This window comes from Streptomyces celluloflavus (genome assembly GCA_000720995.1).
In the GTDB taxonomy this organism is placed as follows: domain Bacteria; phylum Actinomycetota; class Actinomycetes; order Streptomycetales; family Streptomycetaceae; genus Streptomyces; species Streptomyces celluloflavus.
In genome coordinates this window covers 83,195-109,335 of the sequence record JOEL01000021.1, presented here as the reverse complement: position 1 = coordinate 109,335, position 26,141 = coordinate 83,195, and the positions used below count along the sequence as shown (strand labels likewise).

Here is a 26,141-nt window from a genome sequence, read left to right as displayed (position 1 = left end):
CAAGGGGTCTCGTCGGCAGCGTCAGATGTGTATAAGAGACAGCCCCCACGCCGCTCACCCCGCATCCCGAGCGAGATGACCAGAAAGGCGACGCCGGCCACCCCGGCCAGCAGCCACATCGCCGCCTGGTTGCCGCGGAGGAACAGATCACCGAAGAGTTCATCGGCCTCCCGCCCGCCCAGACCGGTGTGCGCGCGCAGCGCCGCGGCGCCCGCCGAGGGATCGGCGACCACCGCCTCGGCCCACGCCCCACCGGGCAGGTGCCGCGCGGCAAGGGCGTCGGCCAGCGAGTCCGCCGCGGACCAGCGATAGACCGCCATACCGGCAGCCAGCCCGATCGCCCCGCCCAGGTTGTGGAACGTCCATGACGCGCCAACGGCCGTCCCCGCCAGCCGGTCCGGTGCGGAGGACAGGGCGGCGACGGTGGCCGGGCCGAGCACGAACGCCCAGCCGACGCCCATCAGCAGGAACGCGACCACGATGCCGGCGACGCCGCTGTCGCGGGTGAAACGCGCCTGGAGCACGGCCGACAGCGCGAACGCGGCGAAGCCGACGCAGAGCAGCAGCCGTGGCGGAAAACGGTCCACCAGCCGCCCCACCAACGGGGAGAGCAGCGCCACGAGCGCGGTGCACGGCAGCAGCATCAGCCCGCTCGCGTATCCCTGGTAATGCCGTACCGAATACAGAAAAAGCGGCATCAGGAAGAACGCCAGGCAGTAGAAGAACGCCAGCGAGAAGTCGGCCACGATGGCACCGATGAACGTACGGTTCACGAAGAGTTGGAAATCAACGATCGGCGAAACAACCTTGCGCTCCACGACGCAGAACGCGGTGAGCGCCAGCACCCCACCGCCCAGCAGCCCGATAATTTGTCCGGATCCCCATCCCCAGGTGTCCCCCAGCGTAAGCCCCAGAATGACCGCGGGCAGCCCGGCCGTCAGCAAGGTGAGCCCGAGCCAGTCCATTCGCTCGTTTCCGCCACCGCGCGATTCCCGCACCGTCGGGAAACATATCGCCAGTGCGATGACGATGAGCGGAACATTCAGCCAGAACATCCAGCGCCAGCCGAACCCGCTGACGATGAACCCGCCGAGCACGGGACCGACCGCCAGCCCGATGCCGTTGACGCCGTACAGCGCCCCGATGGCCTTGCCGCGCCGCTCCGGCGGGAAGGCGTGCGCGACGATCGCGCTGGTGGCGGTGTAGAGCACGGCGCAGGCTGCGCCCTGTACGAAGCGGCAGACGATGAGCAGCCGCACGTCCGTGGCGGCACCGGCGGCCAGCGAGGCGATCCCGAAGACGACGGTCCCGCAGTAGAGGACCCGCCGGCGCCCGTACCTATCGGCCAGCCGCCCCATCGTCACCATGAACATGGACAGCGCCGCGATAAAGATATTCACGATCAGCTGGAGTTCGATGACCGTCGCACCCAGATCGCCCTGTATCTCCGGGGCCGCGGTATTGACGATGGTGAGATCGATACACCCGAGAAAGCTGATGACGCTCACTCCGGCAAATGCCCACCATCGCCGGTACGAGTCATCCCCGTCCACGCCGCCCCTGTACACGCCATTCCCGCACACCTCATCACCGAGGTGCATCACATTCACCGTGCCCCGTAACGTCTTTTCGGCGCCGCCGGTTCGGCACCGCGGACGAAACTAACGGGGTGACGCGAGGCCGGACAAATAGCCGAACCGCCCGATTCATACGTACGGCGAATGAATACATTTCCCGTGAATGCCCGGAAAATCGCTTGCGGCCCGCCCCGCCGCCGGCCGCCGAAGCGACTGGCGGCGGAGCAGGCCGGATTCACCTGCCGCCGGCACGCGCCGGATCCACCTACCGTCAGAATCTGCGTACCGTCAGAATCTGCGCCCCGCCGCCGGAACGAGCGCGCGCCGCTGCTCGAAAGCGGCCCGGACCTGACGTGCCTGGTTGTCCGCGCCATGGGCATTGGGGTGCACAAAGGTGCACGCCGCACCGTTGCCGGGGATCTCGTCACAGAGCTCGGACGGCGTATCCGTCTGGTCCCCGTCTCCCGTGAGGTCGTCCTTGACCCCGTACATCCACCTCTGGCCTTCGGGTTCACACAGCCCGTGGCCGGCGCTCGGCCCGTAGATGTCGACATAGGTCGCGCCGTGCTCGACGGCGTGCCGTTCGATCAGTTCGTTGAGCTCGCGCTCCAGGCCGTCCAGCCAGGGCATGTCCTTCTTGGCGGTGGTGCCGAGCTGACGCCAGACGCCCCAGCTGCAGCCGGAGTTGGTCGGAACGATCGCCGGATAGCCGACGACCAGGACCTTGGCCCCCGGCGCCCGGTCCCGGATCTCGGTCATCATCTGACCGAAATCATGGTCCAGTTGGGCGAACTTGCCCGCCAGCCACTCCCGCCCCTCACCGGTGGTGAAGTAGTTCGTGCACGGCGTCCCGAGGCCGATCGACCGCGCGCCGCGCTCCAGGCACTGGGTCACGATGTCCCCGAAGCCGAGGCTGTTCCCGCCGATGCCGACGCTCACGTAGTCGGTGTCGTCGTGGAGGTAGTCGATCTGCGGGCGCTTCTCCCGCCAGCCGCCCGCGGGCGGTACGGAGGGCGGGCCGTGCAGCTTCGAGGCCGGCTGCGGCTCCAGAATGCCGTCCCGCACCTCGGCCGCGCCGCAGGTGACATCGGTGAGGTGCAGGCCCAGCTCCTGGGCGACCTGGTGCGGGTAGCTGCGGTACGAGCGGCCGCAGCCGTCACTGTCGTCCCACGGCCGTACGAAGACATCGGCACTGTAGGAGTCGCCGAGGGCCACATAGCTCGGTTCACGGGCGGCACGGGCCGCCGGAGCCGGACCGAACACGGACAGGACGGCAGCGAACGCGGCGGCCGCGGCGAGCGACGCGCGGACGAGCGAGGGCATACGAGGTCTGGACATATGGTCGTCCTTCGTGACGTGTCAGGGTGTTCCCTGATATCGCCGCGCATCGTAACCAGTCCGACACTCTGCGCACCCGACGCATCGCACACATCCCCCACTGGGGTAACCCATGTGCTCCCCGGCAACCCCACGCCTCCACCGGACACCGGGTACCGCCCACCGGGCAGGCCCCCCGTTCCCCCCGTTCCCCCGTCACGCCCACGGCCGATCGGCACAATGAAAACGTGCCGGATCTCCATGAATCGCATCGCGCCGAACCGCATCTCGCCGCACCGCAGCCCCAAGAACCGCAGCTCGCCGAACTCAGCCTCCGCGACGGGACGACGATCCGCCTGGAACTGACCCCGACCGGCTCCGGTCCCGCCCCTTCCCCTCAAGACCGGCCCGGAAAGGCGGACCTGCCCGACGTGGCGGACCCGCCCGAGGGCGCCGGCCCGACCCTGCCGGTGCCCCGGAGCGGTGCGGGCGCCGCCACGGCCGCCGTCGCGACGCTGCGGACGACCCTGCGCCCGCTGGGCCCCCTGCTCCAGGAGATCCACGACGTGATCACCACAGCCGAGCGGCCGCCGAACGAGCTGTCGGTGCAGTTCGGTGTGCAGGTCGGCCAGGACCTCAAGCTCGGCATCGTCGGGGTCAACGGCCGGGCGAGCCTCACCATCACGGCGACCTGGCAGCCGCGGCCCCGGACGGAGTGAGGGGCCGCGGCCGCGCCGACCCTCAGTTGGCCCGCTCGTAGTGGTATCCGTCGCCGTGGGCGGGTCCCACGTTGTGGCGGATACCGCTCGGGTCGTCGAGGATCAGGTACGAGGGGTCCGAGGTTCCGCAGATTCCCGTTGACCGGGCCTGGTCCACGACGGCGGGGCCGATGTTGATGCGGTTCCCGCCACCCGCCACGGAGACGAGCTTGGCCACGCTCTCGCAGTGGCCCGTACCGGTGATATCGCTGATGAGCCGGACGGCGTGACCGCCCGTGGCGGCCCGGGAGATGATCAGCGTGCCCGGCTGGATGGCGTACTGGCCGGTGAGACTCCAGGTGCCGACGAAGGACGAGGGGACCTTGCCGCCGTCGGCCGTACCGCCTCCGGACGCACCACCTCCCGACGTACCGGAACCGCCCGCACCGCCGCCGGAGCTCGCGGTGTTCGAACCGCCGGAGGAACCGGAGCCGCCGGAGCCTCCAGGGTTCGAGCCGCCGGACGCCGGTGCCTGCCCCGCCGACCCCGCGCTCCCGCCCGCCGTACCGCCTTTGCCCTGGCCCTCTTTCTCCTTGCCTCCACCACCACCTCCCGCTCCGCCTCCGTCGGTGGCTTCGTTCTTGCCCTTGTCATCGGAGCCCTGCGGAGAGCTCGCACCCTGGGGCGGTGAAGAACGGGGCAGCCCCGAGGAGTTACCGGGAGTCGGCGATGCGGTCCGGACGTTGCCGGGGCGCCCGGCTTGCGGAACGCTGCCGGGCTGGAGCAGGGTCACGGCGCCGCCACCGACCCCGACCACGGCGACCGCGGCCACGATGATCACCGGCCGACGAGAACGCCGCTCCCGCTCCGAGGTCTTGGCCGGTGACCGCCCCGGCTCCCCTTGCCCCCCTTGATCCCCTGCCTCCCCGCCTCCGGGCGCCGCTTTCCCGGATTCGCCGCCGGCCGGGGCTCGGGACGGGTCCGGGTCCGGGTTCGGGTCCGAGGACGGGGCCGGTGCCAGGGCCGGGTCCGGGGACTTCCCCCGGAGGCCGACCGTGGCGCGGTCGGGGGTCCCCGGGGCCGGCGAAGCCGACGCGTCCGCCGCCGGAGCCGCGTCCGTCTCCCGTACGGGAGACGCCTCCACGTCCAGAAGCCGTGCCGCCTGCCGTGCCAGGTGCGCCACAAGCTCCGCGGGCAGCCATACACCGTTGGCCGTCGCCTGCCGCGGGGCATCCGCCAGCAGCTCGTCCACGCCCGCGCGCCCTGCGACGTCCTTCGTCAGACAACGGGCGATCAGGGTGCGCAGGGCCTCGTCCCGCACCTCGCTCAGATCGGGCTCGTCCTCGACGATCTGGTACATCACCGCGTGCTGATTGCCCGCGCCCTGCCCGAAGGGCAGCAGGCCCGTCGCCGCGTACATCAGGACGCAGCCGAGCGTGAAGACATCGCTCGCGGTCCCCGCCTCCTGGCCGCGGACCTGCTCGGGCGACATGAATCCGGGCGAGCCGATGACCATTCCGGTGCTGGTCAGCAGGGAGTCCACCGAGGTCTGCAGAGCGCGCGCGATGCCGAAGTCGATGACCCGGGGGCCCTCAACGGTGAGCATCACGTTGGACGGCTTCAGATCACGGTGCACGATCCCCGCCGCGTGGATGTCCCGGAGCGCGCGCAGCAGCCCGTCGGCCAGCGCGTGTACGGAGTCCGCGGGCAGCGGGCCGTACCGGCGGACGACCTGCTCCAGGGAGGGACCGGGCACATAGCCCGTGGCCACCCAGGGCCGGTCGGCGTCGGGGTCCGCGTCGAGTACGGGCGCCGTGTAGCGCTCGCCGACGCGCCGCGCCGCATCGATCTCCCGGCGGAAGCGGGCCCGGAAGTGCGCATTCGACGTGTGCTCCTCGTGCACCACCTTGACGGCTACCGTGCGCCCGCCACCGGACCGGGCCAGGAACACCCGGCCCATCCCCCCGGCCCCGAGCCGGCCGAGCAGCAGATAGGGCCCGATCCGTTGCGGGTCACCCGGGGCGAGTGGCGGTATCCGCCCGAAATCATCGTCCGGTTCGCCGCTCTTGGCACTGCTCATGTCGATCTGTTCCCCCGGCGATCGTCCCCATGCGGTCGACTGAACTCGGGCAAGGATAAAGCGCGTTACCGCAGCTACGAAGCTCCGGCGAACGGGGAACGAGCGGACGGCGAACGAGCGGATGCCGGCGGGCCCATGCCACACGCGCGGCAACCCCGGCGGCCACCGAACCCGGCCGGCACCACCGTGGGGAACGTGGGGAACGCGGGGACCATGGCGTACGCGGCGCGCGCCCGGAGCACCCCGTGAACCAGATCACACACCCCACACCCGCCCCCAACGACGCAGTGCCCCGTCCGAGAGATCCCGGACGGGGCGCTGCGTAGCAGGTCAGAGCCGCTGTATCGCGAAGCTTCTGGTGGGCCATCAGGGGCTCGAACCCTGAACCAATGGATTAAAAGTCTGCGGAGCACCCAAACCGGCCTGTGCCGCAGAGTGCCTCATGATCGGGAAGAGTCCCTGTATGTGCAGCTCAGAGGCCGTTTACCTGCCTCGACATGTGATCGCTTAGCCTGCTTCGTACCGCGCCCTACCGCCTCTTTCCAGAGCATCCGGGCCAGCAGGGGGCCAGCAGAAAGGCCCGGTGACCTGCGGTAATGGGGCTCTGTGTGACGTCTTCCAGGCTACGCGGCAGAAGCCCTCTTGCGGCTGCGGCGCGCCCGCGGCACCGCTGCCGCCGCCCGCTCCGTCAGTTCCTGCTCGTACTCCTCGAACATGGCCATGTAGGTGTCCGAGGTGAGCGTGATGGTGGAGTGGCGCAGCTTCACCTTGGCGTCGTGCAGGTCACCCCCGCCCGCCTTCACGAGTCCGGCCGCGCCGTGCCGAAGGTCGCGGAGGTTGATGGGCGGCAGGCCCGCCGCATCGCTGATCTTTTTGAACTCCCGGCTGACCACGTCCGGGTGCAGCCAACTGCCGTCCTCGGCGGTGAACATCTTGCCCGTGTCCGTCCAGTCCGACGTCTCTTTGCCGGCCTCCCGCTCCTGCACGGCGTTCTCGTTCCAGGCGTCCCGCTCTGCCAGTTGGCGCCTCTTGTGCTCCTTGAGCACCTTCACAGTGCCCCGGTCGATCATCACCGCGGCCGCCGACTGATCGGTCTTCGGCGCAGTTTCGATCGGTGTCCACCCGTCGACCACGATTTCAGTGGTGACTTCGATGCGGGGAGGCTTCTGATCGAGGTGGGCGTCTCGCCACTCCTGGCCGACGCCCTCGCCGCGGCGTAGGCCATGGTGCGCGACCAAGTGATAGAAGGCGTAGAGCCGGTGGCTTTCTGCCTCGTCCAGAAAACAGCCGAGCTGTTCAGGCGTCCAGACCATGACGGGGCTCGGAATCTCGCCCGTGGCCCGCCAACGAGCGACCCTCTCAGCGGTCCACAGAAGCCCCTTCGGGCGAGCCGCAACGTCAAGTTCCACATGCGTCGCGGCGTTGAAGGTGATCAGTTGCTCGGCAATCGCCTTGTTCAGCGCGGTCCGCAGTGTGCGGCGGATCGCCTGTCGCGTTGCCGGACCGTTTGCCTTGCGGTACGGCTTCAGATCGGCCAGCTTGGCGCGCTCCTCGGCCAGGCGCGGGCGCTCCTTGGCTGGCGGAGCACCGGGTTTACCCCATCGGCTGCGCGCTTCCTGCGCCCGCCGTGCTTCGTTTTCAGCACGTATCACGTCGGATTCGTCCGCGATGGCGTCGAACATGTCTTGAACATGGGCAACAGACAGGCGATCAAGACGCATGTGCCCGATCCGCGGTTTCAGGTGCACGCGGATGTGCGAAGCGTAGCCGTTGTTGGTTGTCTGTCTTGTTTTCTTGTTGGCGAGCCATTTATCAAGCCAGTCACCTACGGTGGCTTTACCGTCCAGCGGTACACCAACTCCGAGCCGCCGGGTAACCTCGGTCGGATCAGGTATCGGCAGCCGCCTTTTCGAGACGTCGGCTAGAAGATCCGCCACTCGGCGCCGGTCGTTCTCGTCGTCTCCGGCAAGGTCAAGGATTGCACGCACGCGATCGAGGTCGCTCTGAGCTTCCTTGACTTTTTCGTATCCCGTGCGGCGGAAAGTGCGCCGCGCGCCGTCCTCCGTTCGTGGCAATTCCTGGCGTATCGCCGGACGGCCGTGGTTACGCTTCTTCAGACTCGGGCAATCTTTCCCGAGAAGTTTTCCGTTCTCGCCGCGACACTCGCACCGCTTGTATACAGCTCCACCACGACGGCTAGCAGCCATTGATTTAATCCCCCTCGCTTGTGAGGCCAGTCTCGTTAACCGTGTCACTCGCCTTCTTCTATCCGTTGCAACTCCTCTTCGTTATCTTCGCCGGCACTGCTCTTCTTTTCGAGAAGCCGGCGAAGCGGGTCCGCAAAGGCCGGCCGCTCAACGTCTTCACGGAAATAGGGGGCAAGGTAGTAGGGAAGCGGCGGGGGCGTCATACCTTCCTCACGTAGCTCACGGCGGATAGATTCAACCTCCTCCGCGCCACGGTGTGTCGCCTCCTCCATCTCCTCCGCGACATCGATAAGGGCACGCCGTAGCTCGACTTCCGGCCACTTGTCAGTCATCTGTGCTGCGCGCCTCATCTTTTCGTCGGCTCTTAGCTGATGAGAGACGAGGGCCCGCACAAGTTCCTCGTGCCGACGGAATCGATAGATACCGAAAGGCGTATCCTCGAAGTCGTCCGCGTCGGGATCCGTATACCGCCAGCCTTCAGGGCCGGTGTGCCCTGGCGCCTCTCCTGTGAACCATTGGGCGGCTTCGAATGCGTCGGCGGTCTGCCCAGGAAGAACCTCGGCGCTCCCTTCGTACCCGACAGGGAAGATCAGCGCCACCGGCGGCACCCTCAAAGCCTGCGCAATAACGAGGATTTCAGCGACCGAAATCGTCGGGCGTCTACCACTCTCGAAGTTAGCCAGGACCGATCGCGCGATCGGCATCCCGAGTTCTGTGCAGCGATCAGAGAGTTGCTGAGCGCTCATTCCCCGGTGTCGACGAAAACGCCGCACCTCGCCTGCGATGCGGCGAGCTAGCCGCCCCGACCAGTCATCTTGTGTCATGAGAGCACAGTACTCAAACTAATTGACATCGTCCAGTGGATCTAGGCAGGGTTGTGATCACTAGTGGCCAAACCCACGAAGGTAGGCATCCTGTGACACAGCCTGGCATGACCCGTTCCGATCTGCTCGCACTTCCCGCCGCCGTCGACCTGCTCACGGCGGGCCGTGCCCTGTCTCTGGGCCGGTCGAAGGCGTACGAACTTGCTCAGCGCGGAGAGTTTCCGGTGCGACTGCTCCGCGTCGGCAACTCGTACCGCGTTCCCACCGCCGACCTGCTCGACTTGCTCGGCGTTCGGGCGGAAGACGTAAAGGGGCCCATACCGACGGAGCCGCGGTGAAGACGCCTCTCGGTCGCCGCGGAGTCCAAGGCTCATCCGTACCGCCCGAGGTGATCGCACACGACGCCGTGGCCCTGTGGGCGTCGGCCCAGGTGACTGCGCTCAACGTCGGCAGTGCGCCCGAGTACGGCAGCCCAGCATGGCGCGCACTACGCGCCGCCGACCCTCGCCGTGCGGTCGCGCTCATCACGGCCGCGGAGCAGTGGCGCCGCCGCAATGCCCGCGAGCAGTGGCTCGACCATCTCGCCGACGCCGACCCCGACGAGTGGTTCCGCGTCGTCACGGCGGACGCCAACGCTTACGCCCGCACCATCGCGCCCGGCCTCGCCCGCCGGCCGACCCACGACGAAGTCGCCGCCCGCCGCCGCGCCTCCACCGCCCGCGCCCGTCCCGTGGCCGCTACGCGTGGGTGGCCGCCCGTCGCCATCCCCGGACGCCCCGGTTGGGTCCGCACCCTCACCCCCGACGGACGGCAGATTGACCGCCCCCGCAACCAGCCCCAGGAGCCCCCGCGTGACCTCGCACCACCCCGACACCTGCGCGCCGCCGGACGGGCCGCCGCCGCTTGACCCGGTGATACGGATGCTCACCGCCCTGCCCTACGGCGAGCCCGCGCGACCGGTCGCGGCCGCGCCTGCGCGCGCGAATGACGCCCCGTCCGCTGCCGCGCCCGTGCCGGTACCGGAGCGCCACCGGGGACACCTGCGGATGGCCGAACGCTTCGTGGCCGAGCACGCCGACCGTCTGCGGCACGTGCACGGGATCGGGTGGTTCCGGTGGGACGGGGCGCGGTGGGCGGTCGACGAGAAGCGCGCCGACGTAGAGGCCGCCGTTGCCACGGTGAAAGCCGCGCTCGGCGAACTCGACCGCCTCGACGGCCCGGAGCGCACCGCCCTGTTCATGGACGTACGCAAGGCCGAGTCAGCCACCGGCATTGACGGCATGGTGCGCATCGCATCCGCACTGCCGCCGATCTCCACCGCCTCCAAGAGGCTGGACGCGGACCCGTACCTGTTCAACACCCCTACCAGCACGGTGAACCTGCACACGGGCATAGTCCGGGCCAACGACCGGGCCGACCTGCTCACGAAGGTGGCCGGCGGGCCGCTCGCCCCCGAGCACAACGCGGAGTGGCAGACCTTCCTCGCCCGCATCCTGCCCGACGAGGACGTACGCAGCTTCGTTCAACGCCTCTTCGGCTACGCCATGCTCGGCAAGGTCACCGAACACGTCATGCCGATCTTCACCGGCACCGGCGCCAACGGCAAAGGCACCCTGCGCGACGCGCTCATGTCGGCATTCGGTGACTACGCGATCGAAGTCGACCCGGCCATCCTCATGGAGTCCAAGCACGAGCGGCACGGCGCGTTCAAGATGCGCTTGCGAGGCGCGCGCCTCGCGTTCTGCTCGGAGACCGAGAAAGGCCGGCGGTTCGCCGAGGCCACCATGAAACGACTCGTCGGCGGTGACCCGATCGAGGCGAACCTCATGCACCGCAACCCGATCACGTTCGACCCGGCACACACACTCGTGATGCTGACCAACTTCCTGCCCCAGGTGTCCGGCGACGACCCGGCCATATGGCGGCGCATCCTGATCGTGCCGTTCGACGTGACGATCCCCGAGACCGACCGCGACCCCGGCCTGCCCGACCGGCTCAAGAATGCGGCACCGGCCGTTCTCACGTGGGCGTACGAGGGGTGGCGCGACTACCAGCGGCAGGGACTGAACCCGCCCGAGGCCGTACGCGCCCGCACAGCGGCCTACCAGGCCGACAGTGACACCCTGGCCCGTTTCCTCGACGAACGAGCGATCACGAACCCGCACAGCACCGTCAAGGCCCGCGACTTGTTCTCCGCGTGGTCACGATGGTGCGCGGAGAACGGCGAGCAGCCCGGCAACGAGGCCGCGTTCGCCGAGTCCATGAAGAAACGCGGCCACGACAAGACCCGCCGCGCCGCCGGGCAGTTCTACCTCGGTCTGATGCTCGCAGGAACCGACGACGACACGCCCTGACCAGCGGGAATGTAGGGCCATGCAGGGGTTTCCGAAACTCCCTTACGCGGGTGTGTACAGGCATTAACGGAAACCCCAGCACACCCCTACACCCCTACATCCGCCGCCCCTCACCTGCACAAACACCCCTGCGCCCCCAGCCGTTCCACGCGACGCCCCGCGCACCACCACCCCGTCCGATGTCCGCGCGCGCCCGGCCCTGGCCTCACGCGCGCGCGTAGAAATGGAGATTGAACCCGTGGCCAAGCAGTCCCGCCCCGCCGCCGTTGTCGCGCTCGCCCGCGGCGCCACCTCCGAGGAAGCCGCGCGTGAGTCCGGCGTATCCGGGCGTACCGTCCGCCGCTGGATGGAAGACCCCGACTTCTCGATAGAGGTCCGTGACACCCGCACCGAGATCCTGTCGAGTGCTGTCGGCCAACTCGCCGCCGGCGCCGCCGAGGCCGTGACCGCGCTGCGCGCGGCGCTGGTCGACGACGACGGCCGCAACCGCGTACAGGCCGCCCGTACCCTGCTCGACGCCGTTCTGTCCCTGCGTGAATCCCTCGACCTCGAACAGCGCCTCGCCGCGCTCGAAGCCGACGAGGACGGGCGCCGCCGATGAGCCGCCCGACCCCGCTCGCCCGCCGCCTGTCCGCCGTCGAGAAGCGGCGCGACGGCCGCCGCCTGATGCACACCTACCGACTGACCGACGGCCGCACGGTACGCCTGTCCCTGCTCGACGTACTCGGCGCCGTACACGAGGGCCTCGCACTCCACGGCCAGCACGTCACCGAACCACCGTCCGACGTGGTCCGCTACCTGTCCCTGCTCGACCCCGGCGACGACACGTCGATGATGGGCCGCACCACCCGCGCCGTAGCGGCCGAGTGGTGTGCCGCCTACGACGAACACCGCCCCGTGTCGCTCCACAGCGACGAGGGGGCCGGCGGGTGAGTCACACCGACGCCGAACGGCTGACGCGCCCGGACGGGGCCGTGATCGTCCCGCCCGCGATCGCGGGTGAGGTGCTGCGCGCCCTCGTGCGCGACCTGACAGCCCGTGTACGCGCCGACGGGGGCGAGGTGGCCCCCGAGGTGCGGCGCGTGCTCTACGCCCTCCACACGGCCGCACAGCACGCCGAGACGTTCGATTCCGTTACCGTGCCGTTCGATTCTTCCGCTACCGGAAGCGCGGCCGGCCCGTCGGGCACAGTGTGCGTGGCTGAGGCCGCCGCCCTGATGGGCTGCACGCCCCGCCACGTCCGCGCCCTGATCGCGGCCGGCCGACTGCCCGCCGAACGGGTCGGGGCGCGTGTCTGGGCCATCGACACCGCCGCCCTCAACCACTACCGACACCACCGAGGAGAGACCGCAGCATGACCACCACGAACACCACCGCACCGGCCGACCGGCCCGCCGTCGGGCAGGCCGAGCAGGAAGCGGCCGAAGCCGAGCAGTTGCTCGCCGCCCTGGAAGAACGCGTACGTGACGGAGACGAACACGTCACCTCCCAGCAGCTCGCCGACGCACGCGAACTCGGGAGGTTCGCCACGCTGCGCGCCGAGGCCGCACGCCGCAAGGCCGACCGCGCCGCCGCCAAGGCCGCCGAGCAGGAACGCCAGCGCAAGACCGAGCGGGCCCTCGCGCTACTCGCCGAGCAGAGCCCGCAGACCCTCGCCGCCACCTACGCCACTGCACGTGACGCCCTTGCCGCGTTCCTCACCGCATCCAACGCGTTCGACGGCACGGTCACCAAGGCCGCCGCGCTGCTCCGGTCCGCAGGCGCACCCCAGTGTGCAGGAACCCCCGAAGACATGCAGGGCCCGTCCGCGTCACCGACCGCCCCGCGCTGGTACGCCGGATTCAGCGGCGCAACCGTCGACCTCGGCCAGGGCGGCATCCGGCACGCGGACGGAGCCGCCGCCCGCCTCGCCGTTCTGCTCGACGACCTCGACCGGACCGCGGGTATCCGCACGGCCGCAGGCCACCCGGCATTCACCCGAACCCCCGTCATCGACCAGGCACGCCGAGCGCGCGGCGCACTCAGCCCCCAACTCGACTGCCTCGCCGCCACGTTGGACGGAGCGACCAAGTGACCCGACGCGAGCACATCACCGACGACAACCACCACCAGGCCGAGGCCACCCCGTATCGCGGCGCCACGGCGAGCGAGCACTACGTGTCGCCCGCCTACCGCCGCTGGGCCGAGCAGATCGAACGCGACGCCCGCCCGCCGGCCGACACCTTCACCATGCCCACCACTCCGGCCGAGCTGGACGCCCTCAGCTACCCCGACCGCGTACGCGTCCACACCACCGACCGAGCCCTGTACGACCGGCTCACCGACCGCACGTCCTGACCCCGCCCCGACCGCAGAGGCAACGACCTCCCTTGGCTCCAGCCAACGTTGACCGTTCCCAGCGGGATGACGCGACCCCCGACGACCGCGAGATCCCATAGCGCGAGATCACCGCATCCGACGCCCGATCGGGATCGCTCAGCACACATCCCGTGATGGCCGAGCACGGCATGGTGCACACCGCCCTGTGGTGGGCCGACGGAGTCCTGTACACCGACAACGCCCGATGGCTCGACCTCATCCACACCCAGGCCCGCAAGACCGGCGAGCAGATCACCGAGGAAACCGCACCCGACGGACCGCCCGCCGGCCACCTCGCCGACCAGCACGCAGGCGCAGCCCCCGCTGCTCCGCCGGCCTGAACCTCCGCCCCCTGCACGGCCCCGCGGCACAAGCACCCCGCCGGGCGGGGTACCGCCATACCCCGGTGCCGCGCAGGAGCGCTCCGGGAAGCAGAAAGCCCCGCCCGGCACGGCGACCAGACCGGGCGGGTCTGCGCCTCGCGGCTGATCTACGGGGTACGGATGACGTCGCCGGGGGTCGGTCCGAGAACAAGCTGCGGCGCGCACTCGGGGCAGCTGTACAAGACCACCCCGGGGCCACTGTCGCTCTGCATCCACCGCACGGCAACGGGGGCCCCGGTGACTCTGCCGCAGCGGCAGCAGATGGCGGTTGATGTCTGTGGGGCGGGTCCGGTGAGTGCGTTGCGGGTCATGCTGCCACCGCCCGCACGGCGAACTGGTCGCCCGGGTATCGGTAGGGGTATTCGATGCCGATGTCAGCAAACTGGAGCGCCCACCGTCGTTCGCGCTGCTCCGGGGTGAGTGGGAAGGTTTCTTCTGCGTGGAAGATCTCGCGGACTTCCGTGGCGCTTGGTCCGGCCCAGGGGCGGGTCCAGGGGGACGCGGGGGCGGTGTCAGTGAGGGTGAAGGTCTGATCCGCGAGGTATTCCTCGCTGTGGCGTCCGGGCTTGATGCCGAACAGAGCGCTGACCAATTTCAGGGCGCGCACGATAAGGTCTCGCATGTCACAGCTCCTCTTAGCTGTTGGCCATGCCCCGGGATGGATCAAGGCGGGTACCAGCCGCCTCCGTCGCCGGGGTTCTATCTGGGCAGGACCATACCCAAACTTGTCTACCTTCGTCTATCGAGGTAGGGGGACGTATGGAGCGCAGGCCACACGTAGGCGGTTGTCTACGCTGGTGGGATGCCCGAAATCGACCACGAGTCGCCCACGCCGGTGTACCAGCAGATTGCCGCCCTGATCAGGGACGAGATCGAGAGCGGCGCCCTACCGGTCAACAGGAAGATTCCCAGTGAGTCCGCCCTGACTCAGCGCTTCGGCGTGGCCCGTGAGACCGTCCGCAACGCGGTCAAACACCTCCGGGAAGGGGGCTGGGTGTTCACAGTCCCTCAGCGCGGGACCTACGTAGCGGAGAGGCCAACGGAGGACGAGAAGCCCCGTCCATCCGCCACGCGGGGAGGGCAGGCAGACGGGGCGGTTTGAGGGTCAGGCCAACTCTGCGGCCAGAGCCCGGAGTGGGAGAACCAATTCCGGGTGATCCCCGCGTGAGGCGGATTGCATGAGTTCCGTGATGACGATGATCTGAGCGTTCCGGCCGGCCTCCGTGTTGAGCACGGGGAAGGTCTCACGGACCCGCGTGGCGAATGCGGGCGCCAGCAAGGAATACGCCAGCAACATGGCTGGGTCGTATCCGACCGGCGCCCGGCCAAAGCCCTCCCAGTCCAGCAGATACGGCGTGTTGGCCGTGAGGTTCGCCGGGTGCATGTCGCCGTGGGCGGTTTCCCATTCGCTGATCTGAGGCGCCGGGATGCCGAGGAAGCGCGGGACGCTTCGGTCAGCCCATTCCTGCCGGAAGGCAGCCCGGTCCGTTGCAGTCTTCGCCACGGCGCCGAGATCCGTGCGGAGCGACTCCCACCACGGGGCAGCAGGAACCGCCGCGTCCGGGCTCAGCACCGGCGACGGAGAATAGACCGGCTCGGGAATGTACTGGCTCAGTTCGGCTCGGTACCCGTAACCGCCTTCGACATGTTCCACGGTCTCGTACAGGCCAGGTTTCGCTACGCGAAGATCGAACAGTTCAGCGGCCTTGAGGTTCCCATCCCAGGTCTTCCCCGTCGCCTTTTCCGCCGGGGCGGTCATCAGCCGAAGCCAGCACCGCTCATACCTCTGGGTGCACACGCGGGCGCTCAGGGTGCGTCCGAACCACCCCCAGACCTCCGGGCCGTCCACCGTGGCGTCCAACTCGTCCACGGCCAGGTTGAACGCTTCCGTCATCCGCTGTTGGTCAGCGCTCTCAGTCGGAGGCGAGTACATCAAGCACCTTTCGCAGCACGGGGACTGGGACCGGCGGCTCAGCGAGTGCCGCGCGGCCTTCGGCCCAGTGTGCAGGGTCAGACGTGGACAGAAGAACCCGCGTCACCCCTGGGCATGACGCCACGGCGAGAAGGCACGCTTGCGGAACGCTGAGATCCGGGCGGATCAGGTCCGTCAGTTCCTGAGTGGCCAGTTCGGGCAGTTCTCCACCGAAGAGGGAGGCGGACGCATACACCTGCCACCCACGCTCGGCCGCCTGAGCAATCGGACCTCTGCCGCCCAACGCCTGAGTGAAGGCGGTGGCAGTCACGAGCGACACCGGGAGCTGTACGGCTCGAAGGTGGTGGGCTTTCGAGCCGGCCGCCACAGAAGCCATGTGGTCCAGGTTCGGCACGGTGAAGACTCCCGTGTCGAAGCCCTCCCAGGTCGCCACGCCATACGCCTCCAGCGCTCCCGCCTCAACCTCCTCCTCCAACGCGGTGAAGGCACGAAGAAGGGCTTCGGCCGGGTCGCCGGCGGCGCGCTCCGGGTTGTGGACGAAGACCATGTTGAGACGGGCCCGGCCCAGCTCCGCCCGGTTCCGGGCGCACTGCCAGTGGACGAACGGAGCCGTGAGGCAGTGTCCGGCGTGAGCTTCAGAAGAGGTAAGGACTCCGGCCGCGATTGCCGCCGTGCCGGTGCCGCTGGCGACGAAGCCGACCTTTGTGGAGACCGGGACGGGGTGGCGGGCCAGGGCCGGGGCCAGAAGTGTTTGGGCGCGGCCTCCGAGGTAGTTGGGGGCTGTGTCCACCCAGGCGGTCCCAGGGTCCTCCCATGCCCGGCAGGCGGCTTCGTGAACGGCGGGAGGACGAAGGCGGTAGGTGCCCAGGCCCAGGGCTGCCGTGTTCATGCGCTGCCCCCTTCAACCGCTACCGCCTGGCCGTTGACCAACTCCGTAATCACCTGAGCCGCATCCTCCACGGAGACCCCGGCGGTGGTGGCCAGCTCCCCCAGGGCTACCGCGTTCGGCACGGCGGAGATCAGGCGGCGCAACAGCGGGGCGGCTTCCGTCGCCATGTCCCACTCGTTGCCGCACGCACGGAAGGAGACCCCGTCGTCCGTGTCGGCGCAGTGAGCGCGGGCCGTGGTGAGCCTGACGCGCAGTTCCGGGAGAGCCGGGACGCCACTGATGTGCGGGAGGCTGGGACGCATCCGGGTCACGTCCTCCGCGTCCCGTGCGGCCATGTACCGGGCTAGGACTCCCGGGTTCCCCAGGGCGGCTACCACTTCCTTCTTCAGCCGCTCCAGATAGTCCGCCTGTTCCTCCGGCGGGGCGTGAACGGGGAGGTCCAGCCGCAACACTTCCTGCCGGCGCAAGTCGTCAGCGAGCCACGACAGGAGCTGTGCGCCGGTGGTCGTCCGGATGCCGAAGGTCAGGTGGAGAGAGTGCTCCCCTTCGGAGGCAGCAACCGAGTGCCACCACCCACGCGGGAGGTAGAGGAGATCCCCGGGGCGCATGACGATTTCGGTGAGCGGCTCCTCCGGCGGGGGCTCCGGCTCTTCCGTGTCCTTGTACATGGGGGCGGTGCGGGTGGGCCCGAAGATCTTCCAGCGCTTCGAGCCGTCTACCTGAGCCACGACAACGTCATGGTCGTCCCAGTGAACGCCGAAGCCCTCACGGGCGGTCCATGACGCGTACAGGTTGGTCTGGACACCGGTGCGGAGCCACTGTTCCAGTTCCATGGCCGCGCGACCCACGGCGGGGTGGAGTTCGTCAACGGCGTCAATGACCAGTGAAGCGCCTTCGGTCAGTCGCTCGTGAAGCTCCGCCGGGTGAAGGCGTTGCCACACGGTGTGCCGGCGGGTCGTGACGGGAGCGCTGTACCGGTACTGCGGCAGCATCTCCCCGTCCATCGACAGGCGGAGCCTGGGCGGGTCCAGCCGGTGAGTGGCGAGGATGGTGTTGAGGTCGTCCCAGGTGATCAGGTCAGCCGGGGCCGGGAGGGCGCCCGGCACGTGAAGGTAGCGGCGGTGGTACACCCGGGCCGAGAACTCGTCCCGGCCCAGGTGCGCCGCCAGATTCAGCGGCAACAACGCATGTCCTCCGGACTAGTCGTTGCTGTCGGTACGGCCGGTGCCGCCGCCGTCGGACGGGGTGACGCCCCGCTCACGGGCGGCGCTGATGTTGCGCCGGGCCTTGACCAGGCCGGGCCCCTGGGACGTGCCGTCCGCCTTTGCGGCGGGGGCGGTGTTCTCCATGTTGCTCCTCCTTGGGGATCGTGCATTTCCAAGACCCGCGCCTTGTCGGCGGGCCCGTCGTACCCCGTCCCTGCCGGGATTCCGAATGGCTGTGAGGGAGCCGGGTTCGGTTCCGTCCGGCAGGGACGGGAGTCTCATTCGGTGTCGATGGCAAGGCACGCCGGACAGTTCACGGCCCTCGCCCATTCATCGGTCTCGTCCTTGGGCTTGCCGACTCCGCAGGCAGCGCGCCGGCTCCCCGCCCTCTCGTCCAGGATCCGAAGCTTGTGCACGATCAGCACGTCATCCCCCACCGTGCCCGCCACGACCCTTGTTACGTCGTGCGCCGTGGTCTTCGTGCCCTTCATGCCGTGACCCACGGGAGCAAGCCCAACGCCTGAGACGCGCACCGACGGGGGCCTGTAGTCACTCATGGATCACCCTCCTAAGGTCATCCGCGCAGCTTCCTTCTGTTCGAGCCTCCGCGTGTCCCGTTCATGGGGACCGGGCATCATTAGGTTCCACCGGTCCGGATACGCTGACCAGGGCTCTAGCCATTCCAACTACGCTTGGAATATTGGGGGTTGAACACGTGAGCGATGAGCCGGAGACGCCAGCGGCGGAGTTCGGCAAGGAGATCAAGTACGCCCGTGAAGCCCGTGGCTGGTCGCAGACTCAGCTAGCTGTTCGGCTTTGCTGTCAGCAGCCGTACGTGAGCAAGACGGAGAACGGACAGCTACCGTCAGCGCAGTTCGCCGAACAGTGCGACCACGTATTCGGCACGCCCGGCACCTACGCGCGCATGCGGCAGCGAGCGGCCGACGCCGGCAGCCCGGTGTGGTTCGTGCCGTATCTCCAGCTGGAGCGTGAGGCGCTGGCCATCTGTGACTACTCCACCACGCGCGTAATGGGCATACTGCAAACCCCGCAGTACGCCGAAGCCGTATACCGATCAGCGCGCCCGCAGGACTCGGCAATCGAGATCAAAAAGCAGGTAGAAGATCGGATGCGGAGGCGGGAGCTTTTCGACAGGCCCCACCAACCATCGCTGTGGTTGATCCTGCACGAAGCGGTCCTGTGGTCCAGCGTGGGCAGCGCAGACGTCATGCGGGGGCAGCTCCAGCACCTGCTAGCCGCATCCGAGTCTCCGCACATCACAGTCCAGGTCTTCCCCTTCAGCGCGGGCACCGCATCACGCGGAGTGCCGTTTATCGTGCTGACTCAGCAGGACGGGTCCGAAGTCCTGTACGAGGAGACTTATGAACGAGGGCAGGTGGACGACTCGGCGGAAGCGGTAGCCGAAGCGCGAGCGGCCTACGAGCGATTACGTGCCGACGCCCTGTCACGAGACGATTCACTCTCCCTTATCCAGCACGTTACGGAGGCGTACAGCCATGAGCACCACCCCCGACCTCTCCCGCGCAGAGTGGGTCAAGAGCAGCTACAGCGAAGGGAACGGCGGGAATTGCGTCGAATGGGCCCCCGCGTACGCGCCTTCCGGCGCCGTCCCCGTCCGTGACTCCAAGGACCCGCACGGCCCCGTGCTCACGATCACCTCGGGCGCCTGGTCGTCGTTCGTCTCGGCCGTCCGGGGTGGAGAGCTCGACGCCTGAGATCCCGCAGCAGACTCCCGAGCAAGCGGCCCTCACCAAGCGGCGGGGGCCGCTGTCATGCCCTGCACGAGTCATGCCGACGCATACGAACGGGCTCTTTCCTTACCAAGTGACGTACATCTCACCCCTGCGAGAGGGGCCACCCGGTTACCGGCGGCGCAGGAATCTCGAAAGTCACGAACTCTCGCCCCCCGATGCCACGTGCACTTCGGGCCAGCGGCGGGCCAGCGAGAAGCTTCAATACAGCGACGGTGGCGCCTCCTAGCCCGCCCCTGCATGCATCGCAGCAGGTCAGGGCATCGAAGGCGCCACCGTTCGCGGTGGGCCATCAGGGGCTCGAACCCTGAACCAATGGATTAAAAGTCCACTGCTCTGCCAATTGAGCTAATGGCCCGCACCGAGCAGCATAGCCCGAGGACGCGCCGAAGCCCGAAGGCATGGGCCCCCGGCGGACTCACCGAGGTGCGGGAGACGTCGGCGGCGGGCCGCGAGCGGCCGACACGGCACACCGGAACCGGGCGCCCCCGGCACCCCGGCACGCGCCCGCCGCCCGCACAACGCACAGGGCCCGTACGGCACTTGTGTGTCGTACGGGCCCTGCAGTGGATCAGCTCATCCGCTCGGCGACCGGGCGGAAGCGATCGATCTGATCTGCCCAGGTCGGAGCAGCAGATCAAGTCGGATCAGATCGGGTCGGACCGGATCAGCCGTTGCGCTTCCAGCGCGGCTTGTCGTCGCGGCGGCCGAAGGAGCCGGTCGAGGTGCCGGAGCCACGGTGGTCGTCACGGCGGCCGTAGGGACGGTCACCGCCGCCGGAGCGGAAGCCGCCCGAGGACGGACGCCCACCGGAACGGTCGTCACGGTTGAACGGACGGTCGCCGCCGCCGGAGCGGTAGCCACCGGAGGCCGGACGGCCGCCGGAACGGTCATCGCGGTTGAACGGGCGGGCGGGGCGGTCGCCGCGGTCACGGTTGAAGCCACCACCGGAACGGTCGTCACGGTTGAAACCGCCACCGGAACGGTCATCGCGACGGTCACGGTTGAAACCGCCACCCGAGCGGTCGTCACGACGGTCACGGTTGAAACCGCCACCGGAACGGTCGTCACGACGGTCACGGTTGAACCCACCGGAACGGTCATCACGGTTGAAACCGCCACCGGACCGGTCATCGCGACGGTCACGGTTGAAACCGCCACCCGAGCGGTCGTCACGACGGTCACGGTTGAACCCACCACCGGAACGGTCGTCACGACGGTCACGGTTGAACCCACCGCCGTAACCGCCACCCGAGCGGTCATCGCGACGGTCACGGCTGAAGCCGCCACCCGAGCGGTCGTCACGACGGTCGTCGCGGCGGTCGCGGCGGTCGAAGTTGCCACGGTCGTCGCGGCGGTCGTCCCGGCGCTCGTAGGAAGCGGAGCGGCGCGGCGCCTCGTCCGGCGCGGCGGACGCCTGGGCCGGCACAACGGCCTCGGTGGTCTCGGTGGCCTCGTCGGTCGCGGCAGCGGCGGCGACCGCCTCCGCCGGGTCCTCGCCCCGCTCGCGCGCGGCCCGCGCGGTCAGCCGGTCGGCGTCCTCACGCAGCTCGGTGGCGCGGCGCTGGAGACGCTCCAGCTCGCGGGTCAGCTCCTGCACCTCGCGCTCCGCCTGCTTGGCGGAGTTGTTGGCGGAGTCGGCCTGCACCTCGGTGAGCGAGCGCGCGCCGGTGATCCGGGCGACGTCGTCGTCGAAGACACCGGCACCGCCGACGATGTGGCGCGAGGCGTCCACGCCCGCGTCCTCCATCAGGCGGAAGATCTGCCGGCGCTGGTGCGGCAGCGACAGGGAGACGACCGTGCCGGACTGGCCGGCGCGGGCGGTACGGCCCGAGCGGTGCAGGTAGTCCTTGTGGTCACCGGCCGGGTCGACGTTCAGGACCAGGTCGATGCCGTCGACGTGGATACCGCGGGCGGCGACGTCGGTCGCGACGAGCGCGTTGACGTAACCGTCCTTGAAGTCCGCGAGCACCCGGGTACGCGCGCCCTGCGTCATACCGCCGTGCAGCGCGTCCGCCTTCACGCCCGACTCGACGAGCTGCTCGGCGATCCGGTCGGCGCCCAGCTGGGTGCGGACGAAGATGATCGTGCGGCCCTTGCGGGCGGCGATGGCGGCCGTGACCGGCGCCTTGTCCTTCGGCTTCACGACGAGGACGTGGTGCGTCATGGTCGTGACGTTGCCCTGGGCGCTGTCGACCTCGTGGCTGACCGGGTCGGTCAGGTAGCGCTTGACGAGGGTGCCGATCTCGTTCTCCATCGTGGCGGAGAAGAGCATCCGCTGACCGCCCTCGGGCACCTGGTCGAGCAGCTCGGTGACCTCGGGCAGGAAGCCCAGGTCGGACATCTGGTCGGCCTCGTCGAGGACGGCGACCTGGGTGTTCGCGAGCGAGCAGGCGCCGCGGTTGATGATGTCGCGCAGTCGGCCCGGGGTGGCGACGAGGACGTCGACCCCGCGCTCCAGGGCGTAGATCTGGTTGCCCATGGACGTACCGCCGCAGACGACCTTGATCTTCAGGCCGAGGACGTCGCCGTACGGCTGAAGCGCGTCGGCGACCTGCATCGCGAGCTCGCGGGTCGGGGTCAGGATGACGCCGCGGGGCTTCTTCTTCTCGGTGTGGCCGCCGGACAGCGTGGCCAGCAGCGGCAGACCGAAGGAGAGGGTCTTGCCGGAGCCGGTACGGCCGCGGCCGAGGATGTCCTTGCCGGCCAGGGCGTCCGGGATGGTCGCCGCCTGGATCGGGAACGGGGTGGTGACACCGTTCTGCGCCAGCTTGCGGACGACGCCCTCGGGCAGACCGAGGTCCGCGAAGGTGATGGTCGGCTCGGCGGGCTCAGCGGCCTCTGCCTGGGGCTCGGCGGCCTCGGTCGCCTCGGTGGTGTCGGCCGTCTCGACCGCGGCGGCCGTCTCGGCCGACTCGTGCGTCTGGGGAGCCGTCTGCTCGTCGTCTGCGGGCATGACGGACTGCTCAGTGGAAATTGACATGCGAAATGCGAAACCTTCCGGAGTCTCGGCACGCGCCCAAACTCCGTGTGATTTCGCAAAGACCGCCTCTATGCGGTCAGCCACGGCAAGGGAGAGAACGCGCCACGCGGCGCGCTTCTGTTCTGGCGCCGGGCAAATGGGATCAAACGATCTACCACCATACGCACTCCTCCCCCCGGAAGGCAAATGGCCCCCTCTCCCGCCCCCGCTTCCCCTCTCCTCCAGCCCCTCCCCCGCTACCTCACGCGCCCCTCACGCACCTCTCACGCATCCATCTCCATCTGCGGATACACCGGCGAGACGGCCGACGGGCCGGACGCGTGCACGCTCGGCGGCGGGGAGCTGCTCGGCTCCGGCTCCGGCTTCGTGGCCGACGGTGTGGGGGTCGGCGAGGGCGGTGGCGGCGTCGGCCGGCCGGCCCGCGAGGGCGGCGGGTCCGCGGGCCGCTCCGTGTGCTCACCGCCGTGCTCCGCGGACCCGCCGTGCGCCACGCCCGCACCGGGCACCGGACCGGACGGCTTCACCGGCAGCACCGGCGTACCCCGTACGGATGCCGTCGGCGTCGCACCCGCCGACGGCTCCGATTTCTCACCGCCGTTCGGGTGCTGCGCGTCCCCGGCGGTACGGCCCATCCGCCGCGGCCCCTCGCCGCGCCCGTCCGTCGTCAGCCCGCCGGGCCCCCGGCCGGCCCCCTTCCCCTCGCCGTGCGGCGCGGCGCGGCCGGACGGTTTCGGCGACTCCGGATCGCTCACGCTCATGCACCCGGCGAGCGACGCGGCCAGCGCCGAGACGGCCACCGCGGCGGCGGTCACCCGGCCCAGCGCCCGGCCGGCGGGCGCGGCCGGCACCGGCGACGGATCCGGGCCGGCGGCGGGCAGCGGGCCCGGATGTGGCTGTGATGTCAGGTCGGATTGGCGCGAAGTGAGCGGGCGCACGGGCGGGACCTCCGGAGCGCGGGGAAGCGGCGACGGGCGCCCTGCCCAACTCCCGCCCCCCGCCTGAGGACACGCGCACCGGGCACCCGATCCCCTCAGCCGTAACCGAGCGCGTGCAGCCGCTCGTCGTCGATCCCGAAGTGGTGCGCGATCTCGTGGACGACCGTCACCTCGGTCTCCGCCACCACATCCGCCCGCGTCTCGCACATCCGCAGCGTCGGCCCCCGGTAGACCGTGATCCGGTCCGGCAGCACCCCGGCGTACCACTCCCCGCGCTCGGTCAGCGGCGTCCCCTCGTACAGCCCGAGCAGCCCGGGGTCGTCGGCCGGGGGTTCGTCCTCGACGAACACCGCCACGTTGTCCATCAGCCGGGTCAGCTCCGGCGGGATCCGGTCCAGCGCCTCGGCGACCAGTTCCTCGAACTCCTCGCGCGTCATTTCCAGCACGCCCCCATTCTCCGCCACCGGCCCCGCAACCGATCGTCACGGCCGCACCGCACCACGCGAAACCACGGCCGCACGGCCCCCGCCCGCGGCCATCCGCGCCGCTCCGCCCGTTCCGCCCCGCCGACGGCCGGTAACACCCGCACCACCGGCGCCGAATGCACCATCCGCCCCAGGAAGTTGGCACACCCGGCCGCCGACGCCACCGAGCTCGGCGCCGCCATCCAGCCGGCCCCGGCCCGGACACCGGGACACGCTTCCTGGCTCCCGCCCCAGGCCACAGCACCCCGTACGCCGGGTCCACACCGGCCACGACACACGCGGCGTACGGACATACCCGGCCGACCACGAACACGTCGCCACCCCGGACAACGACCAGGTCACCCGGGCGCGCCACCCCGTGACGGCCTTCTCCGCCACCCCGTCCCGGACCCCTCCCCCGACCCTTTCCGAACCCCTTTCCTCGGCCCCCGGTAATCCGTTTTGGCGAACCGTCCCCCCATCCCATATGCTTCTCACGTCCCCGACGGCGTCGCCAAGACGCCAAGGTGGGCCATCAGCCCTCATCGTCTAGTGGCCCAGGACGCCGCCCTTTCAAGGCGGTAGCACGGGTTCGAATCCCGTTGGGGGCACGCATTACCGTGTGCGAGAATGGCTCAGGCCGCTTTCGCACATTGCAAGGTCCTGTGGAGCAGTTTGGAGTGCTCGCCACCCTGTCAAGGTGGAGGCCGCGGGTTCAAATCCCGTCAGGACCGCTGCGGCTGGGTAGCTCAGTTGGTACGAGCGATCGCCTGAAAAGCGATAGGTCGCCGGTTCGACCCCGGCCCCAGCCACACCCATTGGGAGAAGGCCCCGATCCATCGGATCGGGGCCTTCTTCGTGCTTCTGCTCTCGTAACCCGGCCGCGGCCCCCGTACGAGGTGCGTACGGGGACCGCGGCCGGCTCAGGCCGTGGGCGCCGCATGGGCCGGTGCCGGCTCGCGGCCGCCCGGATGACGGTGCCGCAGGACCCAGAAGACGGTGCAGGACACCACCGCCCAGGCTCCCAGCACCAGGAACGGGAAGAGGTGCTGGGAGCCTCTGAAGTAGACGGCGGTGTGCTGGGCGTTGACCGAGGCGCCCGGCGGCAGCCAGCGGCCGATGAAGCCGAGGGCGGACGGCAGCAGCGGCCAGGAGACCGCGCCGCCCGAGGACGGGTTGCCCAGCAGCACCATCAGTCCCCAGGTGGGCAGCATCGCCCAGCGCCCCATCAGGGTGTTGAACATCGTGAAGACCATGCCGGTCGTGAACATCGTCAGCGCCAGGATCAGCCAGGACTCCACGAACGGCAGCCGCAGCGCGCCCAGCCACCAGTCCACCACCGCCACGATGGCGAACGCGCCCAGCAGCGCGTAGACGACGGTGCAGGCGATCCGTTCGGCCGGCCGGAGCCGGGCGGCGTGCACGCTGAGCTGGATCGCCCCGACGAAGCCGACGATCACCGCGGCGAGCGAGATGTAGAAGAGCGCCAGCCCGCGCGGATCGCCCTGCTGAAGCGGCTTGATGTCCCGGACGGTGACCGGCACGCCGACCTCCTTGCCGACCTTCGGACCGGTCTCGGCCAGCAGCTGCGCCACCGACGCGCCCGAGGCGCCGGCCACGTCCAGCTCCACCCCGTCGCCGCGGGACCGCAGGACCGCGAACTCCTGCTGCTCCTCGACGGCCCTCCTGGCCTCGCCGTACGTGGGGTAGAGCGTCAGCCGGAGCGAGGCGTTCAGCGCCTGCTCCATCCCGTCGGCGAACGCCTTCTGCCGCGCGGCGTCACCGGAGCCGACCACGGCGGTGGGGATATGGCGCGGGGTCGGGTTCGCCATGGTGTAGGTGTACGACCCGGCGAAGAGGCCGGCCGCTGCGGCGAGGATGAAGATCAGCACGACCGCGGGCAGGAACGGCGACTTCTTGGCGGCCGCCCATCTCCGCGGCCAGGTCGGCGGCCGTCCGTGCGCCCCGTGCGGAACCGGATCACCGTGCGAAGCAGGATCACCGGGCGGAACAGGATCACCACGCTGATCAGACATATGAACACGCTAAAGCACCCTTGCCGGACATACTCGGGCAGGTGCCCCGGCGGTGCGGTCCGGTCCATGCTCCGGCGGCGCCCCGCCCGGCACCGCCACGCCCCGCCCGTGGCGCCCGGTTCCGCC

General features: G+C 69.5%; 27 protein-coding genes, 4 tRNA genes and 1 pseudogene. 16 read left to right on the top strand and 16 right to left on the bottom strand.

The window, feature by feature from the left end:
• Positions 1-1,508, bottom strand: a 1,508-nt coding sequence (locus tag IH09_RS20910; protein ID WP_318279505.1) for an MFS transporter, incomplete at its 3' end; no start/stop codon positions are given.
• 357 nt (positions 1,509-1,865) lie between these two features.
• The gene (locus tag IH09_RS20905) at positions 1,866-2,915 is read right to left on the bottom strand and encodes an SGNH/GDSL hydrolase family protein (protein ID WP_240150460.1); all 1,050 of its coding nucleotides are present in this window, start codon (positions 2,913-2,915) and stop codon (positions 1,866-1,868) included.
• Between the two features lie 227 nt (positions 2,916-3,142).
• Here IH09_RS20905 and IH09_RS20900 point away from each other — a divergent pair, with 227 nt between their 5' ends.
• Positions 3,143-3,613 carry a CU044_2847 family protein gene (locus IH09_RS20900; RefSeq protein WP_318279504.1) on the top strand — a complete coding sequence of 157 codons (471 nt, stop codon included), beginning with the start codon at positions 3,143-3,145 and terminating at the stop codon, positions 3,611-3,613.
• A gap of 22 nt (positions 3,614-3,635) precedes the next feature.
• On the opposite strand, the gene IH09_RS20895 is transcribed toward IH09_RS20900, so the two are convergent.
• The 3 genes from IH09_RS20895 to IH09_RS20885 all read right to left on the bottom strand — a co-directional run bounded on the left by IH09_RS20895 (position 3,636) and on the right by IH09_RS20885 (position 8,703).
• Positions 3,636-5,672 carry a serine/threonine-protein kinase gene (locus IH09_RS20895; RefSeq protein ID WP_052858563.1) on the bottom strand — a complete coding sequence of 679 codons (2,037 nt, stop codon included), beginning with the start codon at positions 5,670-5,672 and terminating at the stop codon, positions 3,636-3,638.
• Positions 5,673-6,295: 623 nt separating this feature from the next.
• Entirely contained in the window at positions 6,296-7,879 is a 1,584-nt protein-coding gene (locus tag IH09_RS20890; protein ID WP_052858560.1) for a site-specific integrase, read from the bottom strand.
• Positions 7,880-7,923: 44 nt separating this feature from the next.
• Entirely contained in the window at positions 7,924-8,703 is a 780-nt protein-coding gene (locus tag IH09_RS20885) for a helix-turn-helix domain-containing protein (protein WP_110952460.1), read from the bottom strand.
• 107 nt (positions 8,704-8,810) lie between these two features.
• On the opposite strand from IH09_RS20885, the gene IH09_RS20880 reads away from it, so the two are divergent.
• The 9 genes from IH09_RS20880 (at position 8,811) to IH09_RS20840 (ending at position 13,756) form a co-directional block, all read left to right on the top strand.
• Positions 8,811-9,041 carry a MerR family transcriptional regulator gene (locus IH09_RS20880; RefSeq protein WP_052858555.1) on the top strand — a complete coding sequence of 77 codons (231 nt, stop codon included), beginning with the start codon at positions 8,811-8,813 and terminating at the stop codon, positions 9,039-9,041.
• 50 nt (positions 9,042-9,091) lie between these two features.
• On the top strand, positions 9,092-9,610 hold the full coding sequence (locus IH09_RS20875) for a hypothetical protein (RefSeq protein ID WP_190233354.1): 519 nt from the start codon (positions 9,092-9,094) through the stop codon (positions 9,608-9,610).
• Positions 9,555-11,057, top strand: coding sequence for a phage/plasmid primase, P4 family (locus tag IH09_RS20870; protein WP_052858554.1), 1,503 nt, complete (start codon positions 9,555-9,557; stop codon positions 11,055-11,057). The genes IH09_RS20875 and IH09_RS20870 overlap by 56 nt, the downstream gene beginning before the upstream one ends.
• 238 nt (positions 11,058-11,295) lie before the next feature.
• The gene (locus tag IH09_RS20865) at positions 11,296-11,658 is read left to right on the top strand and encodes a helix-turn-helix domain-containing protein (protein WP_052858551.1); all 363 of its coding nucleotides are present in this window, start codon (positions 11,296-11,298) and stop codon (positions 11,656-11,658) included.
• Positions 11,655-11,990 carry a hypothetical protein gene (locus IH09_RS20860; protein ID WP_052858549.1) on the top strand — a complete coding sequence of 112 codons (336 nt, stop codon included), beginning with the start codon at positions 11,655-11,657 and terminating at the stop codon, positions 11,988-11,990. The genes IH09_RS20865 and IH09_RS20860 overlap by 4 nt, the downstream gene beginning before the upstream one ends.
• Entirely contained in the window at positions 11,987-12,415 is a 429-nt protein-coding gene (locus tag IH09_RS20855; protein ID WP_052858547.1) for an excisionase family DNA-binding protein, read from the top strand. The genes IH09_RS20860 and IH09_RS20855 overlap by 4 nt, the downstream gene beginning before the upstream one ends.
• Entirely contained in the window at positions 12,412-13,131 is a 720-nt protein-coding gene (locus IH09_RS20850) for a hypothetical protein (RefSeq protein ID WP_052858545.1), read from the top strand. Before IH09_RS20855 ends, IH09_RS20850 begins: the two co-directional genes overlap by 4 nt.
• Positions 13,128-13,394, top strand: a complete 267-nt coding sequence (locus IH09_RS20845) for a hypothetical protein (RefSeq protein WP_052858542.1) — start codon at positions 13,128-13,130, stop codon at positions 13,392-13,394. The genes IH09_RS20850 and IH09_RS20845 overlap by 4 nt, the downstream gene beginning before the upstream one ends.
• A 155-nt stretch (positions 13,395-13,549) precedes the next feature.
• Complete coding sequence (locus tag IH09_RS20840; protein ID WP_052858540.1) at positions 13,550-13,756, top strand: hypothetical protein; 207 nt, start codon at positions 13,550-13,552, stop codon at positions 13,754-13,756.
• A gap of 349 nt (positions 13,757-14,105) precedes the next feature.
• Here the strand turns inward: IH09_RS20840 and IH09_RS20835 are convergent, their stop codons facing one another.
• Complete coding sequence (locus IH09_RS20835) at positions 14,106-14,420, bottom strand: hypothetical protein (protein WP_052858538.1); 315 nt, start codon at positions 14,418-14,420, stop codon at positions 14,106-14,108.
• A 180-nt stretch (positions 14,421-14,600) separates the two neighbouring features.
• On the opposite strand from IH09_RS20835, the gene IH09_RS20830 reads away from it, so the two are divergent.
• Positions 14,601-14,900 carry a GntR family transcriptional regulator gene (locus tag IH09_RS20830; RefSeq protein ID WP_052858536.1) on the top strand — a complete coding sequence of 100 codons (300 nt, stop codon included), beginning with the start codon at positions 14,601-14,603 and terminating at the stop codon, positions 14,898-14,900.
• A gap of 3 nt (positions 14,901-14,903) precedes the next feature.
• Here the strand turns inward: IH09_RS20830 and IH09_RS20825 are convergent, their stop codons facing one another.
• From IH09_RS20825 to IH09_RS40005, 5 genes are all read right to left on the bottom strand, one after another.
• Positions 14,904-15,692 carry a phosphotransferase gene (locus IH09_RS20825; RefSeq protein WP_190233353.1) on the bottom strand — a complete coding sequence of 263 codons (789 nt, stop codon included), beginning with the start codon at positions 15,690-15,692 and terminating at the stop codon, positions 14,904-14,906.
• A gap of 19 nt (positions 15,693-15,711) precedes the next feature.
• A complete protein-coding gene (locus IH09_RS20820; protein WP_052858531.1) occupies positions 15,712-16,620 on the bottom strand; it encodes an aldo/keto reductase in 909 nt (302 codons plus the stop codon).
• Positions 16,617-17,804 (bottom strand): cupin domain-containing protein, encoded by a 1,188-nt coding sequence (locus IH09_RS20815; RefSeq protein ID WP_052858529.1) that lies wholly within the window; start codon positions 17,802-17,804, stop codon positions 16,617-16,619. The genes IH09_RS20820 and IH09_RS20815 overlap by 4 nt, the downstream gene beginning before the upstream one ends.
• A gap of 15 nt (positions 17,805-17,819) precedes the next feature.
• Positions 17,820-17,969 carry a hypothetical protein gene (locus IH09_RS39180; RefSeq protein WP_172450920.1) on the bottom strand — a complete coding sequence of 50 codons (150 nt, stop codon included), beginning with the start codon at positions 17,967-17,969 and terminating at the stop codon, positions 17,820-17,822.
• Between the two features lie 134 nt (positions 17,970-18,103).
• A complete protein-coding gene (locus tag IH09_RS40005; RefSeq protein ID WP_052858527.1) occupies positions 18,104-18,382 on the bottom strand; it encodes a hypothetical protein in 279 nt (92 codons plus the stop codon).
• A gap of 158 nt (positions 18,383-18,540) precedes the next feature.
• On the opposite strand from IH09_RS40005, the pseudogene IH09_RS40000 reads away from it, so the two are divergent.
• Positions 18,541-19,263, top strand: a pseudogene (locus tag IH09_RS40000) (helix-turn-helix domain-containing protein); the annotation flags it as partial.
• Between the two features lie 79 nt (positions 19,264-19,342).
• Positions 19,343-19,561: a DUF397 domain-containing protein gene (locus tag IH09_RS39995; protein WP_094793375.1), complete on the top strand. Its 219-nt coding sequence runs from the start codon at positions 19,343-19,345 to the stop codon at positions 19,559-19,561.
• Between the two features lie 321 nt (positions 19,562-19,882).
• Here IH09_RS39995 and IH09_RS20800 read toward each other — a convergent pair.
• The 4 genes from IH09_RS20800 to IH09_RS20785 form a co-directional block, all read right to left on the bottom strand.
• Positions 19,883-19,955: transfer RNA gene (locus tag IH09_RS20800), tRNA-Lys, on the bottom strand.
• A gap of 309 nt (positions 19,956-20,264) precedes the next feature.
• On the bottom strand, positions 20,265-22,580 hold the full coding sequence (locus tag IH09_RS20795) for a DEAD/DEAH box helicase (RefSeq protein ID WP_052858523.1): 2,316 nt from the start codon (positions 22,578-22,580) through the stop codon (positions 20,265-20,267).
• A 263-nt stretch (positions 22,581-22,843) separates the two neighbouring features.
• The gene (locus tag IH09_RS20790; RefSeq protein WP_244934093.1) at positions 22,844-23,428 is read right to left on the bottom strand and encodes a hypothetical protein; all 585 of its coding nucleotides are present in this window, start codon (positions 23,426-23,428) and stop codon (positions 22,844-22,846) included.
• Positions 23,429-23,610: 182 nt separating this feature from the next.
• Positions 23,611-23,961: a metallopeptidase family protein gene (locus IH09_RS20785; RefSeq protein ID WP_052858520.1), complete on the bottom strand. Its 351-nt coding sequence runs from the start codon at positions 23,959-23,961 to the stop codon at positions 23,611-23,613.
• Between the two features lie 556 nt (positions 23,962-24,517).
• On the opposite strand from IH09_RS20785, the gene IH09_RS20780 reads away from it, so the two are divergent.
• The 3 genes from IH09_RS20780 to IH09_RS20770 all read left to right on the top strand — a co-directional run bounded on the left by IH09_RS20780 (position 24,518) and on the right by IH09_RS20770 (position 24,791).
• A tRNA-Glu gene (locus tag IH09_RS20780) sits at positions 24,518-24,590 on the top strand.
• Between the two features lie 48 nt (positions 24,591-24,638).
• A tRNA-Asp gene (locus tag IH09_RS20775) sits at positions 24,639-24,713 on the top strand.
• 4 nt (positions 24,714-24,717) lie between these two features.
• Positions 24,718-24,791, top strand: a tRNA-Phe gene (locus IH09_RS20770).
• Positions 24,792-24,902: 111 nt separating this feature from the next.
• On the opposite strand, the gene IH09_RS20765 is transcribed toward IH09_RS20770, so the two are convergent.
• Positions 24,903-26,015, bottom strand: coding sequence for an ABC-2 transporter permease (locus IH09_RS20765; RefSeq protein ID WP_052858518.1), 1,113 nt, complete (start codon positions 26,013-26,015; stop codon positions 24,903-24,905).
• Positions 26,016-26,141 lie beyond the last annotated feature (126 nt).

Excerpts from the sequence above, each read along its gene's own strand:
- IH09_RS20795 (WP_052858523.1), bottom strand. The coding sequence starts at position 22,580 with ATGTCAATTTCCACTGAGCAGTCCGTCATGCCCGCAGACGACGAGCAG.
- IH09_RS20895 (WP_052858563.1), bottom strand. The coding sequence starts at position 5,672 with ATGAGCAGTGCCAAGAGCGGCGAACCGGACGATGATTTCGGGCGGATA.
- IH09_RS20905 (WP_240150460.1), bottom strand. The coding sequence starts at position 2,915 with ATGTCCAGACCTCGTATGCCCTCGCTCGTCCGCGCGTCGCTCGCCGCG.
- IH09_RS20835 (WP_052858538.1), bottom strand. The coding sequence starts at position 14,420 with ATGCGAGACCTTATCGTGCGCGCCCTGAAATTGGTCAGCGCTCTGTTC.
- IH09_RS20880 (WP_052858555.1), top strand. The coding sequence starts at position 8,811 with ATGACCCGTTCCGATCTGCTCGCACTTCCCGCCGCCGTCGACCTGCTC.
- IH09_RS20860 (WP_052858549.1), top strand. The coding sequence starts at position 11,655 with ATGAGCCGCCCGACCCCGCTCGCCCGCCGCCTGTCCGCCGTCGAGAAG.
- IH09_RS20890 (WP_052858560.1), bottom strand. The coding sequence starts at position 7,879 with ATGGCTGCTAGCCGTCGTGGTGGAGCTGTATACAAGCGGTGCGAGTGT.
- IH09_RS20885 (WP_110952460.1), bottom strand. The coding sequence starts at position 8,703 with ATGACACAAGATGACTGGTCGGGGCGGCTAGCTCGCCGCATCGCAGGC.
- IH09_RS20825 (WP_190233353.1), bottom strand. The coding sequence starts at position 15,692 with ATGACGGAAGCGTTCAACCTGGCCGTGGACGAGTTGGACGCCACGGTG.
- IH09_RS20765 (WP_052858518.1), bottom strand. The coding sequence starts at position 26,015 with ATGTCTGATCAGCGTGGTGATCCTGTTCCGCCCGGTGATCCTGCTTCG.
- IH09_RS20840 (WP_052858540.1), top strand. The coding sequence starts at position 13,550 with ATGGCCGAGCACGGCATGGTGCACACCGCCCTGTGGTGGGCCGACGGA.
- IH09_RS39995 (WP_094793375.1), top strand. The coding sequence starts at position 19,343 with ATGAGCACCACCCCCGACCTCTCCCGCGCAGAGTGGGTCAAGAGCAGC.
- IH09_RS40005 (WP_052858527.1), bottom strand. The coding sequence starts at position 18,382 with ATGAGTGACTACAGGCCCCCGTCGGTGCGCGTCTCAGGCGTTGGGCTT.
- IH09_RS20850 (WP_052858545.1), top strand. The coding sequence starts at position 12,412 with ATGACCACCACGAACACCACCGCACCGGCCGACCGGCCCGCCGTCGGG.
- IH09_RS20830 (WP_052858536.1), top strand. The coding sequence starts at position 14,601 with ATGCCCGAAATCGACCACGAGTCGCCCACGCCGGTGTACCAGCAGATT.
- IH09_RS39180 (WP_172450920.1), bottom strand. The coding sequence starts at position 17,969 with ATGGAGAACACCGCCCCCGCCGCAAAGGCGGACGGCACGTCCCAGGGG.
- IH09_RS20820 (WP_052858531.1), bottom strand. The coding sequence starts at position 16,620 with ATGAACACGGCAGCCCTGGGCCTGGGCACCTACCGCCTTCGTCCTCCC.